Genomic DNA, 18548 nt, shown 5'->3' with positions numbered 1-18548 from the left:
GAGGTGGGTAGCCGGCACACGCCGGTTATCCGCTCTCAACATCTTGCCAGGAACATCGCTCCCATTAACCTGATGAAAATCTTACCCAATATGGTGGTGTGTCGGCACTGCGACAGCGTCTATCGCTACCGGCTACTCACGGCGGGCGACGAAGCGCGCTGCCTGCGTTGCCGCGCCACGCTCTATCGCGCTGGGCAGATCAACACCGAACGAATGTTGGCGCTGGCGCTGACCGCAATCATCGTTTTTGTCGTGGCCAACGTTTTCCCGGTGATCGGCGTCAGCTTTCATGCGGTACAGAATGTCGCCACCGTCTGGCAGGCCGCCGTGGCGCTGGCTCAGGGTGTCACGCTGCCGCTGGCGGTTTGCATGGTGTTTTTATTGATTGTGGCGCCTTTTCTGCAAATTGCGCTCTTCGGTTGGGTACTGATGTTTGCCCATGCGGGCCGTTGCGCACCGGGTTTTATCAGTGCGGTCAGGCTGTTGAAATGGCTGCGGCCCTGGAGCCGGGTGGAGGTTGGCATGGTGGGTTTTCTGGTGGCGGCCATCAAACTGTCCGGTTTTTTGCAGGTGGTAGCAGGCCCGGGCTGTTGGGCGATGGCGGCCCTGATGTTGCTGATTGTCATCATCGGCAGCCAGGATCTTCAACCATTGTGGGAACGGGTGCCGGTAGCACCGGATGAGGGGGCGGCAGATCATGAATAGGCCACTCTATGCCCGGCAAATTAACGTGGTGGGCTGCCCGCTCTGCGGGCTGGCGTGCCGCAGTCTTTCCCGCTGTCCGCGTTGTCGTACCCGGTTGCATGGCCGGCGGCCCGGTGGCCTGGCTCGTCCCTGGGCGTTGCTGATTGCCGCCGTAATTTTGTATATCCCCGCCAACCTTCTGCCGGTGATGTCCACTCGTCTGTTCGGCAAGGACAGTGAAAGTACCATCCTGGCCGGCGTGATCGATTTCTGGCGTGCCGGCTCTTATGGTGTCGCGCTGGTGATCTTTGTCGCCAGCGTGGTGATCCCCTGCATGAAATTTCTGAGCCTTGGCCTGCTGCTGCTCGCTTCCCGGCGCCGCAGTACCTGGGCGATGGGCGAAAGAGCAAGGCTCTACCGGCTGACCGAAGGGATAGGTTATTGGTCGATGCTGGACGTGGTGGTGGTGGGCGTCGTGTCGGCGTTGGTGCAGTTCCAAACGCTGAGCGCGGCGGAACCCCGCAGCGGCATCCTGTTTTTCGGCCTGGTGGTCATCCTGACCATGTTGTCCGCCATGGCTTATGACCCCCGCCTGATCTGGGAAGGTGACGATAAGTGAACCCGATTCCACAACAACCCGGTGAGCCTGGGGTGAGCCGTCGCCGCTGGCCATCGCCGATCTGGCTGGTGCCGGTCATTGCGCTGCTGATCGGCGCTTCGATGCTGCTGCATGCCTGGCTCGCGGCCGGCCCGGAGATCGCCATTGCCTTCCAGACCGCCACCGGTCTGGAGCCGGGCAAAACGGCGGTGAAATATAAAGACGTGACGGTCGGCATCGTCAAAGACATCCAGCTGCGTGGCGACGACTCGCAGGTGCTGGTGACGGTCAGCCTCAACGAAAGCGCGGAGAATCTGGCCCGTGCCGACACCCGGTTTTGGGTGGTGCGCCCGCGCGTCGGTATTGGTGGCGTCACCGGCATCGATACCCTGCTGTCGGGGGCGTACATCGGCGTGGACAAAGGAAGCTCGGCCCGCACCCGCAGCGCCTTCACCGGGCTTGAATCGCCGCCGGCCATCATCAACAACATGCCGGGTTCGCGCTTTGTGGTGCAGACAGACGACTTGGGCTCGCTGGATATCGGCTCGCCGGTCTATTACCGACGGGTGCCGGTAGGGCGGATCGCGTCCTATCAGCTTAACGCCGACAGCAAGAGCGTCAGCCTGCAAATCTTTATCGATGCGCCTTACGATCGCTTCGTGACGCCGAACTCACGTTTCTGGAACGCCAGCGGCCTGGACGTGTCGGTGGGGGCCAACGGATTCCGGCTCAGAACGCAAACGGTCGCCGCCATCATGGTGGGCGGCATCGCCTTCGCCACGCCGGAAAGCGCTTCAGGGGCTTCCCCCGTCGGGCCGAAGGGCGAATACGTGCTGGCCAAAGATCAGGAATCCGCTCTGGCGGCTCCCGATGGCCCGCCGATACGGTTCAAGTTGCGCTTTGAGCGTTCATTGCACGGTCTGGAAGTCGGCGCGGCGGTCGAGTTCTCCAGCATCAAGATTGGCCGGGTAGTCTCGGTCGATCTGGATTACAGCCCCCAGGGTTATCGCTTTCCGTCGGTGGTCGGTATCGAGGTTTACCCGAACCGGCTTGGCAACGTGTTGAGCAAGCTGCCGAAGCAAACCCAGGGGCTGGAGCAAGAGACAGCGGCCTTTACCCGCGATCTGGTGGAGCACGGCCTGCGCGCCCAGGCCACGCCGAGCAACCTGCTCACCGGGCAGCTTTATATCTCGCTGGATTTTGTATCCAATGCCGCCAGAGTGCCGTTTGATATTCATGCCCGCCCGCTGATGCTGCCAACCATCAACGGCGGTTTCGACCGGTTGCAGGAGCAGGTCGCCAGTATCGTCAGCAAGGTGGATAAAATGCCGCTGGTGTCGATTGCGCAGAACCTGAACGCCACGCTGGCCGGGGTGGATAACAGCCTTAAACAGGTCAATGGCCAGACGTTGCCGGCGGCGAACCAACTGCTCAGGCAAATGAGCCAAACGGCGCAGACCGCACAGGACCTGCTGGCGGAAGATTCGCCGCTGATGCTGACGTTTAGCCAGTCCTTGCAGGAAGCGCTGCGCGCCCTGCGCGCGGTGCGCAACCTGGCTGACCAGCTTGACCGCCACCCCGAGTCGCTGTTGCAAGGCCGCCCTGACGATCCCCCTCTGCCCAATCCAGGCAGCCATGACTTTTCCCAGCAAGGTTCGAAAAAATGATTTCACCGTCGCGGCTCTGTTTTTTGATGCTTATGGTTTCGCTGACCGCCTGCTCGTCGCCGTCGGTGCATTACCACACGCTGGTGGCGCCGACAGCGGATCCGCCGCCGGTGCAGCCTGCGCCCTTTCTGATTGCCGTACTGCCGGTCGGCATTCCGCCGCAGATTGACCTGCCGCAACTGGTGGTGCGTCAGGGGCAGAGTGGCGCGCTGGTGCTGGAAAATGAGCGCTGGCTCAGCCCGCTTGGCGATGAGGTCCGTACCGCGCTTTCCGCCGAGCTGGTGCAGCGTCTCGGCACGCAAGACGTTGCCGGGCTGGCTAAAGCCGGGGAGAGCCCCACGGTGAGAATACAGCTTGAGATACGGCGTTTTGACGCCTGGCCGGGACGAGCCGTCGAGTTAGACGCCGGTTGGAGCCTGAACGTAGCGGGGCGAAGGCTGGTGTGCCGCAGCCGCCTGACGCAGGCCGTCCAGCCGGGCTACACGGCGATGTTGCTGGGGCAGCAGCAGGTTATCGGCAATCTTGCAGGGCGGATTGCCGCCACGGCGCGGCATTGGGTGGTGGACGATCGGGGTCGCTGCATACCCTGACCGCAGGACAACTTCGCGAATCAGGGCGACAGAGACATTGTCTTGACAGCTGGATAAAATCAATGCAAAACTAAACCGTACGGTACTGTTATGTGGTGATACGTTCACCTGAGCTGATGTCATGGGAGAAACTATGAAAAAGTGGGTTTTACTGAGCTGCGGTATCGCTTCAGTGTTTTTACTGAGCGGCTGCCTGTCCATAGGTTGGTAGTGAATTGTCTTGGATAAGCCGGTGGCCGGCACTGATGGGGCCACCGCTTTTTAATACCTTTTACCGTTGATACCTGGGGAAAGAAAATGAAGAAAATGCTTGTTCTGAGCTGTATCGCCGCGGCGTTTTTATTAAGCGGCTGTATTTCCCTCGGGAAACATAGCCATCATAACCGCTCGCATTACGAGGGAGCGCAATATGGCCCATCGCAATACGACAGAGATAGCGCTTATCGCTACGAGCGTGGTGATTATCGAAGACATTGACCCTGATTTACATCGCCGCCTCAGAGCTGCAGGCGGCGCGAATCACGCTGATAATCCACCTCCGTAGGGCGTAATCATGAAAACTGCGCTTCCTGAATTGAATACCCTGATCGCCACCTTCGCCGAACAACCGTTCCAGGCAAACAGCGGCGATAACCTTATTCGGGCGGCGAAAGCCGCACAGCAACTTCTGCCGTTTATGCAACAAGCCGGCATCGTTGAACCCGAGCTCGGCATTGCCGCGTTTATCGCTGATTTACTGCATTTACAGCATTATCTGCACCTCAATAATCAGAGTGAACATACGATTGACCGGGTGGTTCAGCTGGCGTTCCTGCATTTTGACGTCGATACGCGGCAGCCGTAGGCAAAACTCAGGCCCGGTGCAGCCGGATAGACTAAGCTGATTTTTAGAGGGTTTATCCGGGGTATTCACCATGCATATTATTCTTGCACCTACCAATCTGGGGCTGAGCCCTTTGCGGCCGGGCCATGTTCCCGGAACCTGGCGAGCGCCGCAGGCGTTGATGGCACAGGGTTTGGCGCAAAGGTTGGGAGCGGGGGCCGTCACCGAGTTGCCGCAGCCGACTTATTCGCCGGCTGCGCAGCCCGGCACCCGCATACGAAATGGTCATGCGATCCGCGCCTTCAATATCGCGTTGGCCGCAGAGATTGCTGCGGTGCAGGCGCGTGGCGAGTTCCCGCTGGTGGTCGGCGGCGACTGCTCGATTCTGCTGGGGGCGCTGGCCGGTTCGCGCCGTGCGGGGCCGCTTTCGCTGGTACACATCGACGGACACAGCGATTTCCGTCATCCCGGCAACTACGATCCGCAGCAAATGTTGGGCGCGGTGGCAGGGATGGATTTGGCGTTGGCGACCGGGCGCGGGGAACCGTTGCTGACCGAATGGCCTGGCGTAACAGGGCCGCTGGTGCCGGAACGGCAGGTTTTACAGCTGGGCGAGCGTGAGTGCCGGGACGCGGATTTTGCCTGGCCGGATATCAATCAAACGGCAATTGCGCGCATTGACGTCTTCGCCGCCAACCGGATGGGCAAAGCGGAGATTGTGCGGCAGATCGAACAGATGCTGGCCACCGAGCCGGAATGGCGCTTTTGGCTGCATCTGGATGTGGACGTGCTCGACCAAACCATCATGCCGGCGGTGGATTCCCCCGGTAGCCCCGGTATCGATCGCCTCTGGCTGGAAAATATCGTGGCGCGGTTGCTGCAAAACCCGTTGTGCTGCGGCATGACGCTGTCGGTATTCGATCCCGAGCTCGATCCCGACGGCCGGTACGCGGCGCTGATAGTGGAAATGCTGGAGGGGATGTTCCACTCCCGCTGACGGCGTTATGCCTTGTGCGTCGACAGTTGGATGCTGGTTTCGGTGTTGGAAATACCGGCGATGCGCCGGATACGCCCCAGTATTTTATCGAAACTCTCCAGGCTGTCGGTGCGGATCTCCAGCAGAATGTCCCACTTGCCGTTGGTGGTGTGCAGGGTGAACACCGCCGGTTCGCCGCGCAGCTGTTGCAACACGCTTTGCGCCTTGGTGCCTTCCACCGCCACGCACATCCAGGCGCGAATGCGGTTATGTTCCACGCCCGGTTTCACGCGGATGGTGTAGCCGGTAATGATCCCTTGCGCTTCCAGCGCCTCAATTCTTTTTTGCACCGTAGCGCGCGAAACCCGGACCTTATGGGCTATCTCGGTCACCGAGCTGCGGGCGTTTTCGCGCAGCAGCGCGAGGATGTGGCGATCGGTATCATTCATGGTGGCAAAGTGTCGGCTGGTGGTGGCGATTTGTAAAAATATAGAGCAATTTAGTCATTTTTTACACTGCCTGGTGTCACATTGATTTTCCATAATAGGGTCGCGTTATTCCCCCGATCCCTGTGAGAAATATCATGCAAACCACCCAATCCGTTTTGATGATCCGGCCTTCCGGCTTTGCCGCGAATATACAGACCCAGCACAGCAATTTCTTTCAGAAGGCCATGCAGCATCATGAACATCACGCGGCCGGGGCATTAATCGCCTTTAACGGCTACGTTGACGCCTTGCAGCAGGCCGGTGTCGACGTGACGGTGATGGATGATATCGCCGGGCAGGAAACGCCGGACGCATTATTCCCGAATAACTGGATTGCGCTGCTGGACGACGGCAGCCTGTTCACTTTCCCGATGGAGGCGGAAAACCGGCGACGAGAACGCCGCCAGGATATTATCGCGCAGCTCGCCAATGATTTCGTGATTGAACGGCGTATCGATCTTTCGGCCCACGAACGGGCCGGGCGCTTTCTGGAGGGCACAGGTTCGCTGATCCTGGATCACTCCAACAAGTTGGCTTATGCCTGCCTGTCGTCACGCAGTTCGCCGGAGGTGGGACGCGAATTTGAGCGCCATTCCGGCTACGAAATCCTCTGGTTCGACGCCGTAGATCGCCATAATCAGCCGATTTATCACACCAACGTGATGATGAGCGTCGGCGCGCGCTACGCCGTTCTCTGCCTGGAAAGCCTGCGCAATCCGGAACAAAAGAGCGCGCTGATCGCCAGGCTGCAAGGGAGCGGCAAAACCCTGATTGACGTCAGCTACGCCCAGATGGAGGCGTTCGCCTGCAACGTGCTGGAACTGCGCGCCAAAGACGGCAGCCCGGTTTACGCCATGTCGACCCGCGCCTGGGCCAGTTTTACGCCGCCGCAGCAGGCGCTGATTGGCGGCTACGCCCGGCTGGCGCTGGGGAAGCTCGACATTATCGAAGATCTCGGCGGCGGTGGCGCACGCTGCATGCTGGCGGAGATCTTTCTGCCAAAGAAACGCGAGCTGGCCTGATCCCGCTCCCTTTCAGTTCAGCCCCATCTGATTGAGCAGCATTTTGTTCAGCTCGGTATTTTTGCGCACATTCAATTTACGCATCGCCGAACGCTTGTGGGCACTGATGGTCTTCTGGCTGCGGTGCAGCATCCCGGCGATAGTGCAAGCGGACATGCCGGTGCTCATCAGCTTCAGCACTTTCTTTTCGCAACTGCTCAGGGCGGCGATGCGGCACTGCCGGCATTTCCAGATGGCGCTGGCGTGCAGCGCTACCCAGGGTTGCCGGCAAAAGCGTTCCAGCGCCATCTGCAGTTTGTTGCGGACGGTAGCGGCGTCGTCGCGCCGGTTAATGCTGAACAACGCCGGGTGGGCGTGCAGATAACGGGTGTCGCGATCGTCAAGGATCAGCACGATCATTTGCCGATGGCGCGGTGTCTGGTATGGGCTTTGGTAGCAACTGGCGCAGCCGCATTGGTCTTCCAGTGTGCGGAACACGATCTCGACAGGCTCCAGGTTGCGCAGCTCGTGCAGATGCCCGCGGCGGCTGTGATTCAGGTCATGCAGATACTCTTCCAGCAGCTGCCGTAACCCCTGTTGATAAAAGTTATCGCTGCCCAGCAGGGTGAACCGGATATTAAGCATAGTTACTCCTTGAAACGCGCATCGTGCGGGAACAGTCGGCGTGCCTGACGTTGCAGATCCTCCGCTCGCTGCGGCTGTTGCAGCAACCGGCTGGTCGCCATCAGGTTGACGTAGATATTGGCGTCCGGCCGCACGCGGATTTCATTTTCCGCCCAACGTTGGTAGCTCAGCAGCGCGGCCGGATCGCGGGTGCGCGGGTATTGCAGCAGCCGTTGCAACTGGATGTCGTAGTCGTAACGCACCTGCCAGGGCGTCGGCGTCATCACCCGGCTCATGGCGGCAAATTGCCGCAGGCCGGTTTTTTCTACGGCGGTAATAATCACGGCGCTGTGCAGGCCGTTGATCAGATACGGCAACGCCAGCGCGGCCAAACCGGCGGTGAGCAGTCGCAGTGTGCGCTGCGGGCGCGGTGACAGGCGTAGGCGGCAACGCACATCGGCGGTGCGCAGAATCGCCAGCAGCAGCACGGCGTGCGCGGTGGAAAGATAAAGCGGGTACTCCACCATCATGTGCAGCAGGATCGGCAGCGCCGCCAGCCAGGGCGCGGGCCGCAGCGGCAGGGCGCGGGTACGTCGCAGCAGGCGCCATAATCCCCAGCCGATCAAGGCAATGCCGCTCAGGCTCAGCAGGCCGCCTTCGATGCCCCACAGCAGGATCTCGTTGTGCGGATGGCTGATGCTGACGCTTTCCATGCCGCTGCGGTGAGTGGTGTAGAAGTGATGCAGGAAATCGTGTTGAAAGTGGCCGTAACCCCAGCCGAGCCAGGGTCGTTCGGCGATCATGCGCAGCGCTTCCTGCCAGTAGGCCAGCCGGTAGAAAATCGGCTCCGCCACGGTGAGCGCCCGCGTCGCGCCGTTAAGCATGACCAACAGCAGGCCGGCGGCTATTCCGGCAAGCAACAGCAGCAGGGCGGCGGCGGCGCGGCGGCGATTAAGCCGGTAGAGCATAAACAATTGCAGCGGCGACAGCAGAACGGCCGCCAGCAGGCCAACGCGTGAGGCGATCACGATCAGCAACAGCGGCGCCAGCACCAGCATGCCGCCCGTCAGCCATTGCACGCCCCGGTGCAGCGGACGCCGGTTACTCAACAGGTACAGTGCCAGCGCCAAGCCGGTGGCCATAAAGCTGGCCATCAGGTTCCACTGCTGGAAGATGCCGTAAGGGCGGTTTTTCACGGTGTTGTAGCCCATCGCGTTACCCGGCTCCAACAGCCCGTACTGCACCAGGCCCAACAGCGCCTCGAGTAGCGTCGCCGCCAGCAGTAAAACCAGCAGCCTGCGCCGCCGCAGACGATCGAGCGGTATCTGCAACAGCGCGAAGTAGGCGGCGACGCCCAGCGTCAGCCCCAACAGGCGCGGCAGAGCTTCACTCAACCAGGGATCTTTCGCCCACAGCAGCGGCAACAATAAAATCAGAGCGCCCGGTGCCAGCCGATTAAAAAAAACGGACACGGCCAACGGTGGCCGGCTCAATAGCATCGCGCCGAGAATAAACAGGGCGATAAATATTCCGCCGACCAGATTCCACGGCAAATAAAAACCGCTGCCGCCGCGATTGGGCCAGTAAATATGCATGGCGATCAGGCAATAGCACGCCGCCAGTCCGAATAACCCGGCCGTTTTGTTGTTGTATATCATCACGCTTTCCTGAAACCAGGCCTTATTATTGGTAAGCCAGCACAAAATTGGCCACCGAGCTGAATTCACCCTCGGTAATGGTTTTATTCTGTATCGCGCTGGGGTGGCCCTGCACATAGGCGGTGAAATTCAACATGGTGGCACCGTCCTGCAATGCCACCGCGCTGGTGGCCTGGTTCAAATCAATGTCGGCGCCCTTGCTGTCAAACAGCGCGATGGCGGCACCGTTGGTGCCGTTATTGATCGCCAGTTTGCCCGGCAGTTCGCTGTCTTCGGTACCGCTGAAGGTGACGTTGACGGATTTGAACACCGCCGTTTTGCAGTCGGTCAGTTTGATGTTGAACGGCACCGGATTACTGTGGCCATAGCGGTACAGGGTTTTGACGATCACGCTATCCATCTCCACCACCTGATCGGCCGATTGCGGTTCAATATTGCATGGCCGGCTCACCACGGTACCGTGGAACTGCAGTGGTGAACCGATCAATTCGGTATTCGCCAGAGCCGGCAACGCCGTAAACAATAAGGGCGAGCAACTGAGCATCGCTAAAGCGCGTAAACGCATGGTCTGTTTCTCCCTGGGTTACTCGAAGGCCGCCACAATGGTGGCCGAGGCGTTAAATTCCCCTTCAGCGATGTCCTTGCCGCCATTGGCCAACGGCGCGGCAACCAGGTTCCAGCTGCCGCCGTTACCGATATTCTGCACCGGGTAAAACTCATTCGGGATCACCCGTTGGCCGTTATGTTTGATCTCGATGCCGAGATCGGTTTTATCGGTTTTAAACGCGTTATTGGTGAAGGGCGCCGGGGTACCGGATACCGCCAGTTTGATATTCAGGGTACCGTCCTCAAAACTGCCTCCTTCGCACTGGAAGCGCACCGGAATGCTTTGCGGATAGCTTGCGCCGTTCAGGTTGCTGCCGCTGATTTCCCCAAATTCGACGTTGATCAGTTGGCCTTCATTCACCACGCATTTATCCGGCACGTACAGAATGGCGGATTGAATAAACACCTGCGCCATAGGGTTGGGGCCGAAACCTGCATCGGTTGAACCCAGGCGACCATACATCTCGATGATTTGCCGGTCGTTAATCTGCACGCCATTGATGATTTTTTTGCGCACCCGAAAGGTGACTTTGCCCCGGGAGCCACTTTCGTAGTTGTTGATTTGCACGTAGGGTGGGTTGCATGAATGTTGGCTCAATTCATTGGATACATTGTAAAAAGGCACGGTGACGTAGGCCTTTTTATTGCCGGCGATCCAAACCTCGGCTTTTAAATCCAGGTAATCATTAAGTTTTAAATAACCGTTGCCGAACTCGGAGGGGGGCAGTGCCGAATCAGACTTATAAAAGTGCGGGCTGGTCGGAATACGAGTATCGCAATAGGCCTTGCCGGTATATTTCCCGCCTAATGAATAGGTAAATTCTTTAGTGAAGCCCACCTGATTGGTGATGTTGGTTTCATTCAGGTCGATATAAAATTGTTTCGCCCCGCCGTCCGGCGTCACGTAGCCATTTGCCCAGACGGTAGGCGCCGCCAGCGCGAACGCCAGCGGCAGGTAACAGTTAACGTATTGGTTTTTCATCGCGTTTGTGAACCTCACAGGTAAATCACCTGAATATGCGCCACGCCGGAAAACCCGGCCGCCATCACCGCCCGCTGCGTTGACTCCACGCTGGCGCTGAACCACAGCGTGTTGCTGCCGGGTTGCAGAACGTAGGGCCGGCTTTGCTGATTGAGCGATAGCGCGCGGCCCTGTTGGTCCTGCAAACGCAGGCCGATGCCTTGCACGCCGCCGTTGAGTTTCAGCAAGTCCGGGTTATTCACGTCGCTGTCGCCAAGAAACACCAACGTAGCGGCCTGCTCACCCTGTAAATAGAGCTGCCCGGCATCGCCATTACGTTGGCCGGCGGGGTTATCCGCCAGCGCTTTGGCCCCCAACAGGCAGTTGCGGAAGGAGAGACGAAAGCGCACCGGCACGCTCCTATCGCCGGCATTCTGGAAGTCACGCGCGTTAACCTCGCCCAAATCGATGGCCTGATCCTGGCTGTCCGGCGTCAGGCTGCAAGGGGAACTGAGCAGGCCGCCGAAAAAGCTGACGGTGCCGGTAGTGCCTTCAATCACGTCAAGCGGCGTTGCCGCCACCGCGCAGCCGCTAAACAGCAATGCGCCGAACAGCAAGGGCCGCAGGCGGCCGCCGGTGAATTCAGCCATGCGGTATCTCCTTATTTTTTGGTATCGGGCACGACATGGCAGACGCTGCCGCTGCAGGCGAAGCGAAGCTCGGGATGGCCGCCGTAGTCATTGATGTAGGTGACGACAAAGCTGTTCAGACCGTTGTCGCGCAGCTTCACGCTTTCGCTGGATTTCGGTTTCAGCATCACCGGCTGGAAGTCACCGAGCGCGCCGCCGCCCTGTTTCTGCGGCTGGCGGGTCATGCCGGTCAGAGTGATATAAAACGGCGTGGGGTTTTCGATGCTGAACCCGCCGGCGCTTCTACGGAACACCAGCTTCTCCTGCCACACCTCGCCTTTGGGCGCGACGATGGCCTTCGGCCGGTAAAACAGCTTGATCTGGGTCTGCAGCGCCAGCTGCATCACATTGGTTTTGCTGCTTTTCGGCGGGATTTCACGCAGATTGAAATAGAACACCGATTCGCGATCCTGCGGCAGGCGCTCGGCATCCGGGGTCTTGGTGATGCGCACTACGCTGCGTTCGCCGGCTTCTACCCGTTGCAACGGCGGCAGTACCACCAGCGGCGAGGTGATTTTCTGGTGCTGTTCGTTTTCCAGCCAGGATTGCGCAAGGAAAGGCAGCTCCTTATTTTCGTTGACGATATTCAGGCTGATGGATTTCGCGTCGCTGAGGTAGACGGCGCGGGTACGATCCAGCGAGATCGCCGCTTGGGCGGCGGGAATGGCGGTCAGCAGCGCCAGGCCGATTGTTGCTGTCAGGTTTTTGTTCATATTCATCGACTCGTTAAAATGTTACGGATTACAGTTTGGCGCACGGCAGCAGCAGCTGGTCCAGCGGCTTGGCGGCACCCGGTATCACGATGCGGCACTGGCGTTGGCCTTCCCAGGCGACATCCAGTTGCTCTTGCGGCTGGACACCGGTCAGGTAGACCGATCCGCCGTCGTTCACCACCGCCACTTCGCGGCCTCGCTCGCTCAGCACCGTGGCGCCAAACGGCGGTTCGCTGCCGTCGGCCAGCTTGATGGTGGCCAGCAGCTTGCTGCCTTTCACCACCTCAAAGTGGCGGTAGCCGATGGCACCTTCGGTCAGCGTGCCTTGCACTACCGCTCGGGTCGCTTCGACGTCATCCGCAAGTTGGTTGACGTCAATTCGGGTATCGGTGTTGTAGTAGCTGGTGATATCGGAAATCACCGCCAGGCCGAAGTGGTTGCTGTAGGTACGGCCGTTGTTGATCGGCACCCCGGCGATGCCGTCGGTATCCAGCATCATCCGGCTGCCGCCGTTGCTGGAGTTCTGGTGCGCAGCCACGCCGTGTCGAGTGGCGGTAATGCCGCTGCGGAAAGTGCCGCCGATAGAGGAGTAGCTGTCTTGTTGATAAGAGGCGCTGGCGTTGAGTGAGCCGAATGAGGCGTTACGGGTGTAGTAACCGCGAGCCAGCGATTTGCCGGCTTGGTTAAAGCCGCCGCTTACTTGCCAGGTATTATTCGGATCGGTGTAGTCGTTGTAGGACGCCATCTGCGTGACGTCGCTGTTGCTGCTTTGCAGCGAGTAACCGATACGGCGACGATCGCCAATCGGCACGCTGAAGTTCAGCATCACGCTGTCATCCGTACGGCCGTGATAGGTAGTGCGGTAGGCCGACAGCGAGGCGGTAATGTTGCTGACGTTACCGACGTTGAACAATTTGCTGGCAGACAGCCCGTAGCGATCCTGTGCCTTGGCGTCCCAATAGGTCTGGTGGGAATAGGTCAGGTAGGCGGTGATCGCTTTGGCGCTGTCTTCCGCCATAAAGGTTTTGCTGGCGGTGATGGTGTACAGCTCTTTTTGGCGCCCGTTGTAGTGTTCGTCGTAGTCGTTGTAACGCTCTTGCAGATACTGCGACATGTTCATGAACTTGCGCTGCGAGAAGCGGTAGCCGGCGAAGGTGATCTGGCTGTTCAGTTCATCGAAGCGTTTGGCGTAGTTGACCTTGAACGACATGCCGCTGGCGGTCGGTTCGTTGGGCAGATGCGCGATAGACTGCGTGACGTCCAGCGACATGGCGCCAAACACGTTCAGATCACGACCCAGGCCGAGCGCCCAGGCATTGTAATCGCCGCCGAGCAACGCGCCGCCGTACAGCGACCAGGCGCTGGTCAGCCCCCAGGAAAAATCGCTGGCGGAGAACAGCGGCCCCTGCGTGCGGTGATCGTAAGCCGAGGGCTTACCCAGTGCGACGTTGTAGCGCACATAGCCGGGTCGGGTCAGATAAGGGATGGTGGCGGTATCGACCTGGAAGGTGGAAACGCTGCCGTCCTGTTCTTCTACCTTCACATCCAGCTGGCCACGCACCGAACTGTTGAGATCCTGAATGGCGAACGGCCCGGCGGGCACCGTGGTTTCGTACAGCGTGCGGCCTTCCTGGGAAACGGTGATTTTGGCGTTGCTCTTGGCGATGCCGCGGACTTCCGGCGCATAGCCCTGCAGGTTTGGCGGCAGCATGCGCTCGTCACTGGCCAGATTGAGGCCGGTGAAGCGGTACGAATCGAACACCCCCGAGTCGAGAAAGATTTCGCCGAGGGTGAGCTTGGCGGCCTGCATTGGCAGTGCGCGATAGGCGTAGATCTGGTTCCAGTCAAAACCGCTGTCACGCTGGCCGGCCTGCTGATTGTAATTGGCCTGATAATCGGCACGCAGGCGCCAGGCGCCCATATTGGCACCCAGCGTGCCGTAGCTGCTGAGATTTTCTGAGGTGTTGTTATTGTGGCTTTGCTTGCCGACCTGGCCGCTGAGGTTGTAGTCCAGCAGCAGCCCCGGAATACCCTCGTCCCATTGTTCAGGTGGGGTCCAGTCCGGATCGGAATATTTCATCCATGCCTGCGGAATGGTGATCGCCAACACGCCGCCGCCGATACGATCGGAAAGAGTCGCCCCTTTGATCCCGCTGATATCGGCGCAACGGTTGTCGTGCCACAGGGTGATTTTTTTGGCGGCTTCCTCTTTCAGCGCCATTTTTTCCACCAGATCCGGCGGTAGACAGGCGCGCGAGCGGTCCTTTTTATCCGCTGACGGATAGTACTGGATGCGGCGCTGCGGCAGGGTTTTCTGGTTGATCTTGATATCCAGCAGATAGGTCCCGGGCATGACGTAATCGGCGTCGGAAAAACGCGATAAATCCACTTTGCTGCGATCGCCGATATCCAATACGTCAGTATTGAATTCCGTGGCGGAAAAAGCCGAATGCGCCCAGAGGAAAGATAGAATGACGGTAAGGGGTCTTTTTTTCCGTGTCAGTAATGACGTCATAGAATAATCACTCATGGCAAATCCGCGCCCAATAGCAGGTCATCCTGTACGACCTGAATACGTAATACGTGATGTCGTTCGGTACCTGATGCCGGTACCCGCCTAACGCGGCGTTACAGATAAGACAGGGTGAATTTCGCCAACGAGCTGAATCCGCCGGCTCGGGCCTTATCAGGGTGAATACGTAATCGGGCACCGAAGCGCAGCGTATTGTCGCCGGCGACGATCTGGTAATCCGCCGTGGTGGTGCCCAGCGGGATAGGGGTACCGGCTGCGGTAAGCAGTTCAATGGCCACGCCTTGCGCTTCGCCGTAAACGCCCAATAGCTCGGGATCCCGGCTGTCTGCGGTGCCGTCGAAGGTGACGGTAGCCGCGCGATAAATAAAGTCGGGCTTCACTACGCTTGCCAGTTCACAGTTCACCAGCTTGATCTCAAAATTGCGGCGGCTGCCGATCAACACCGGTTGTGCGCCCAATGTCGCATCGGTCATGGAGATCAGCCCGAAATCAATGGTTTGGTCGAGGCTTTCACCGGCAATCCCACAGGGGGTCTCGACGATCTCGCCGCCCAGGCTGACCGTGCCGTGGCCCTGATTTTTCGCCGTCGCCTCTACGCTGCAAACGCTGAGCGCGATAAGCAGTGCGCCCCAAATCCGGGTTGTCATGCTGGCGTCTCCCTGTTGCCGTCTGTCTCGCTACCTAATATCCGTGCAGGTAAAAGCGGGGGCGCCGAAACGGCGCCCCCCAAGGGGATTACAGGTAAGCCAGAGTGAAGTTCGCTACGCTGGTGAACTCGCCTGGGACCACGGCGCCAGACGCGCTGCTGCCTTGCAGATAAGCGGCGAATTTCAGGGAGTTGTTGCCTTCGTTCAGGCCCTGACCGTCAGTCGCGGTGCCCAGTTCAACGTCTTTGGAGTGCAGGTTGTCGTAGATCATGATGCCGGCGCCGGTCGCGGTGCCGCTCAGTGCCAACAGCTTGCTGTTATCAGAATCCGGGGTGCCGGTGAAGGTCACCTGGACGTTCTTCATGGTCGTCAGAGAGCAGTCTTTCAACTCAATGCTGAATGGCTGAGAGCTGGATTTCCCTTCTTTGGCCAGGATACGGCTGCTGATTTGGCCCATCGGTACCGTCTGGTCAACGGACTCTGGCGCTACGCTGCATGGCGCATCGATGATTTCACCGGTAAAAGTCACTTTACCGCTGCCCTGGTTAGATGCGGCGTGAGCAACAGATGCGGAAGCGAAAGCAATCATGGTTGCCAACATTAATTTATTCAGTTTCATTTCTCAAGTTCCTGTAGAGAGTATTTAAATAAAAAGAAAAGCACATCTAAATCCCCCACGACGACGGTAACGTCATGTCACCGGCATCGAAGTTGGAGCCAGATCCTTTTGCTCTGGGCAATACGCCATCCTCCGTTATTAGCTCAGCAATAACGAAAGTTTTTGGAAGGCGTAAAAACGCATTCCATTAAAATGAAAATATGAATATCACCCTGGCGTCTTGGTGAGAATATTCTTGCAAATAATAGGTGTTGTTGGAAATAGCTTTTATTAAGTTAGGTCAAATACAGAATATAAAACCAAAAGGAAAAAGAAATATATATAATTGAAAATCAATAGATCGTATACAAATATTATCCAGAATAAATGACTATATAAATGGCGATGTGCGAGATTTTAGATCGCCAGATATACCGATGACACTACAATTCACAATATTGTTTTGATAATATCGCTATCAGACAGCAGATGATGAATTGCGGCTGTTAATCGATAGGTGAAATTTAACTCATTGTTTTAAAAGGAAAGTGTTGCGATATCGTCAACTTGAAACGCGGCTTTTATACTTAGTGCCGGCGTGGCTCTCTTTCGTTGCGTTAACAAAAAAATAACAATGTCGATGTGTGTCGAATTATTATCGGCACCCGCCGATATTGCGCATTTTTTCGTTATTTAACTCGTTCGGATTAATCCAAAAAGGTGAGGTTTTGCCGGGCTTCGCGACATAATAATGACCTAAGTGATAATTAAGGGATGATAAACGGAATGATTACCATAATTAATGATTCAATTCGCCGCGCTGCCGTTGCTTTGGTCGTATTGATAATGTTCGGTTTAATGTTGTCGGGCTGTGCAGGGAAGAATGGCGCGGGCGCTGTCGCCGTGAAAAAAGTCTCACAGAATAATCCTAACGAAAAGACTGATGAGCAGCGCATCGTACTTTGTCAGCAGCGGGTGAATTCACTTAAGAATATTAATCCGCAAAGTTACCAGAAACGGATTGCTTATTTTAATGGGCTGCTGTCCAACGCCTCTGGATATGCCGGTATTCGCAGTCATGTCGATGACAGTACCCGTAAGGCTATCGACGCGCTTTATAAATATAAAACTGAAAAGTTCTGTGCCGATGTCGAGCATGAGCTGATGTCCGATCTGTCCAGCCGGGTGGAGAGCCTGTAACCATGAAAAAGTATGCGGAAGGAGCCGCAGCCTTTCTTTTGTTAGTGGTGGCAGGCAGCGTGTCGGCGGTGGGCAAAACGTCGGCCGATGACGGTATTCCCGCGCTGCTGAAATTTGCCGAGCAGCAGCAGGTGGTGGCTCCGGCACCCTCGGTGGCAGAAAAGGCGCCGTCGGCTTCGCCGCCGGTGGCCGCCAAACCCAAGCCCGTTATCGAACCGCGTGGGGATGCCGCCCGGCTGTCGGCACTGAATCAGACCCTGCGTCAACAGGCCGAGGTGATTCAGCAGCAGGCCGACACTGTCCGTCGGCTGGAGCGGTTATTAGCGGTTCAGGCCACCGTACCGCCTCCCACAGAGCCTGCGGCGGTGGATATCCGGCCGTTGGCGGCGGCGCTGAAGGGGATCCGACGGGCTATTGCGCCGCCGCCGGATCTGCTCGCCATGGCGGCATCGTTGGCGCGGCAACAACGGATAGCCGGAGAACAAAAACAACGGCTACAGCAGCTCAGCCGACAGTTGGCACAGATGCAACTGCCGCCGACGCTGGTCAGCGATGCGGATAAACAGGCTTACGCCGCCGGGGTCTCGCTTGGGCGCGACATTGTGCAACTGCAAGAACAGAACCGACAGCTGGGCATTGAAGCCGACCGGGTGCGTTTGCTGGCGGGTATCGCCGATACGCTGAACGGCAAACCCCGGTTGGACAACGCCGCCATCGACGGCGCCCTGCAAGCCGCAGACCGCGCTTTGCAGCAGGCCCATCGGCAACGGCAGCAGACCTTACAGCAGGACGGTAAAGCCTATCTCGCCGATTTCGCCGTCAGGCCGGGGGTGCAACAGGACGCGCTCGGGTTCTATTACCGCGTGGATTACGCCGGTAGCGGAAAAATAGCCGCGGGCGACAACGTCAGCATCGTGGTGCGTGAAAGCCTGCCCGACGGCACGGTGATTAAGGACATGGAGCTGGCCGGTACGACCATCTCGCTGCCGCTGGCGCAATACCCGCCGCTGTTTCGCGCAGCTATCGGCAAACTCGACAAACACGGGTCCATTACTCTGGCTGTGCCGCCGGAGCTGGCGTATGGCGATAAGGGCAGCCCACCCGCCATCCCGCCAGGAGCCACCATGATTTACACCCTGCGCGTGGCCGACGTGCTACCGCCGGATAAGGACAGGCAAAAGTAACCCCAGGAGGACGCGATGGCCAAGGCACCGATAACCTATGAAATCAGGAAATCGCATATGCTAAACGTGTTACGAAAACTGTGTACGGAACGTGCGACGGGAGCCGGGGATCATCATCCGCCACCGCCGGAACAGTGGCCTAAAACAAGGGAGCTGGCAGACAAATGCGGCGAAAATATTTACACCACGCGCACGCTGTTATTAGCATTGGAAAAAGAGGGAAAAGTGCGTTGTACCCACCGCAGCATCAATAATTCGTTACGCTGGTATATCTGCACGTCGACCCAAAAAGCGTAATTCTTTTTCTG

20 protein-coding genes are annotated in these 18548 nt (G+C 58.1%); 10 read left to right on the top strand and 10 right to left on the bottom strand.

All coding sequences use genetic code 11. The annotated features are described in order from the left end of the window. Positions 1-72 precede the first annotated feature (72 nt). From QZQ97_RS21520 to QZQ97_RS21495, 6 genes are all read left to right on the top strand, one after another. The gene (locus QZQ97_RS21520; RefSeq protein ID WP_311995095.1) at positions 73-705 is read left to right on the top strand and encodes a paraquat-inducible protein A; all 633 of its coding nucleotides are present in this window, start codon (positions 73-75) and stop codon (positions 703-705) included. Beyond that, a complete protein-coding gene (locus tag QZQ97_RS21515) occupies positions 698-1303 on the top strand; it encodes a paraquat-inducible protein A (RefSeq protein WP_311995094.1) in 606 nt (201 codons plus the stop codon). Before QZQ97_RS21520 ends, QZQ97_RS21515 begins: the two co-directional genes overlap by 8 nt. After that, positions 1300-2949, top strand: coding sequence for a PqiB family protein (locus QZQ97_RS21510; protein ID WP_311995093.1), 1650 nt, complete (start codon positions 1300-1302; stop codon positions 2947-2949). Before QZQ97_RS21515 ends, QZQ97_RS21510 begins: the two co-directional genes overlap by 4 nt. Continuing rightward, positions 2946-3539: a PqiC family protein gene (locus QZQ97_RS21505; protein ID WP_311995092.1), complete on the top strand. Its 594-nt coding sequence runs from the start codon at positions 2946-2948 to the stop codon at positions 3537-3539. Before QZQ97_RS21510 ends, QZQ97_RS21505 begins: the two co-directional genes overlap by 4 nt. Positions 3540-4092: 553 nt before the next feature. Further along, positions 4093-4383, top strand: a complete 291-nt coding sequence (locus tag QZQ97_RS21500; protein ID WP_311995091.1) for a hypothetical protein — start codon at positions 4093-4095, stop codon at positions 4381-4383. 70 nt (positions 4384-4453) lie between these two features. After that, complete coding sequence (locus QZQ97_RS21495) at positions 4454-5359, top strand: arginase family protein (protein ID WP_311995090.1); 906 nt, start codon at positions 4454-4456, stop codon at positions 5357-5359. Between the two features lie 5 nt (positions 5360-5364). On the opposite strand, the gene QZQ97_RS21490 is transcribed toward QZQ97_RS21495, so the two are convergent. Then, a complete protein-coding gene (locus tag QZQ97_RS21490; RefSeq protein ID WP_311995089.1) occupies positions 5365-5787 on the bottom strand; it encodes an Lrp/AsnC family transcriptional regulator in 423 nt (140 codons plus the stop codon). Between the two features lie 134 nt (positions 5788-5921). On the opposite strand from QZQ97_RS21490, the gene ctlX reads away from it, so the two are divergent. After that, the gene (gene ctlX, locus QZQ97_RS21485; protein WP_311995088.1) at positions 5922-6848 is read left to right on the top strand and encodes a citrulline utilization hydrolase CtlX; all 927 of its coding nucleotides are present in this window, start codon (positions 5922-5924) and stop codon (positions 6846-6848) included. Positions 6849-6860: 12 nt separating this feature from the next. Here the strand turns inward: ctlX and QZQ97_RS21480 are convergent, their stop codons facing one another. From QZQ97_RS21480 to QZQ97_RS21440, 9 genes are all read right to left on the bottom strand, one after another. Further along, positions 6861-7472 carry a helix-turn-helix transcriptional regulator gene (locus QZQ97_RS21480; RefSeq protein ID WP_311995087.1) on the bottom strand — a complete coding sequence of 204 codons (612 nt, stop codon included), beginning with the start codon at positions 7470-7472 and terminating at the stop codon, positions 6861-6863. 2 nt (positions 7473-7474) lie between these two features. Next, positions 7475-9109, bottom strand: a complete 1635-nt coding sequence (locus QZQ97_RS21475; RefSeq protein ID WP_311995086.1) for a PglL family O-oligosaccharyltransferase — start codon at positions 9107-9109, stop codon at positions 7475-7477. A 25-nt stretch (positions 9110-9134) separates the two neighbouring features. Continuing rightward, positions 9135-9674 (bottom strand): fimbrial protein, encoded by a 540-nt coding sequence (locus QZQ97_RS21470; RefSeq protein WP_311995085.1) that lies wholly within the window; start codon positions 9672-9674, stop codon positions 9135-9137. Positions 9675-9692: 18 nt separating this feature from the next. After that, complete coding sequence (locus QZQ97_RS21465) at positions 9693-10697, bottom strand: fimbrial protein (protein ID WP_311995145.1); 1005 nt, start codon at positions 10695-10697, stop codon at positions 9693-9695. Positions 10698-10711: 14 nt separating this feature from the next. Continuing rightward, the gene (locus QZQ97_RS21460) at positions 10712-11326 is read right to left on the bottom strand and encodes a fimbrial protein (protein WP_311995084.1); all 615 of its coding nucleotides are present in this window, start codon (positions 11324-11326) and stop codon (positions 10712-10714) included. A gap of 11 nt (positions 11327-11337) precedes the next feature. Next, on the bottom strand, positions 11338-12084 hold the full coding sequence (locus tag QZQ97_RS21455) for a fimbrial biogenesis chaperone (RefSeq protein WP_442995413.1): 747 nt from the start codon (positions 12082-12084) through the stop codon (positions 11338-11340). A gap of 22 nt (positions 12085-12106) precedes the next feature. After that, entirely contained in the window at positions 12107-14608 is a 2502-nt protein-coding gene (locus QZQ97_RS21450) for a fimbria/pilus outer membrane usher protein (RefSeq protein WP_311995082.1), read from the bottom strand. A gap of 98 nt (positions 14609-14706) precedes the next feature. Then, entirely contained in the window at positions 14707-15258 is a 552-nt protein-coding gene (locus QZQ97_RS21445) for a fimbrial protein (protein WP_311995081.1), read from the bottom strand. A gap of 88 nt (positions 15259-15346) precedes the next feature. Next, positions 15347-15877, bottom strand: coding sequence for a fimbrial protein (locus tag QZQ97_RS21440; RefSeq protein ID WP_311995080.1), 531 nt, complete (start codon positions 15875-15877; stop codon positions 15347-15349). A 765-nt stretch (positions 15878-16642) separates the two neighbouring features. On the opposite strand from QZQ97_RS21440, the gene QZQ97_RS21435 reads away from it, so the two are divergent. From QZQ97_RS21435 to QZQ97_RS21425, 3 genes are read left to right on the top strand one after another with little or no spacing between them, the layout of a single operon-like run. After that, positions 16643-17056, top strand: a complete 414-nt coding sequence (locus tag QZQ97_RS21435; protein WP_311995079.1) for a hypothetical protein — start codon at positions 16643-16645, stop codon at positions 17054-17056. 2 nt (positions 17057-17058) lie between these two features. After that, on the top strand, positions 17059-18240 hold the full coding sequence (locus QZQ97_RS21430; RefSeq protein ID WP_311995078.1) for an FKBP-type peptidyl-prolyl cis-trans isomerase N-terminal domain-containing protein: 1182 nt from the start codon (positions 17059-17061) through the stop codon (positions 18238-18240). Positions 18241-18255: 15 nt separating this feature from the next. Beyond that, on the top strand, positions 18256-18537 hold the full coding sequence (locus tag QZQ97_RS21425; RefSeq protein ID WP_311995077.1) for a FaeA/PapI family transcriptional regulator: 282 nt from the start codon (positions 18256-18258) through the stop codon (positions 18535-18537). Positions 18538-18548 lie beyond the last annotated feature (11 nt).

This window comes from Serratia sp. root2, assembly GCF_031931805.1.
GTDB classification, from domain to species: domain Bacteria; phylum Pseudomonadota; class Gammaproteobacteria; order Enterobacterales; family Enterobacteriaceae; genus Serratia; species Serratia inhibens.
This window is presented reverse-complemented; position numbering and strand designations above follow the sequence as displayed.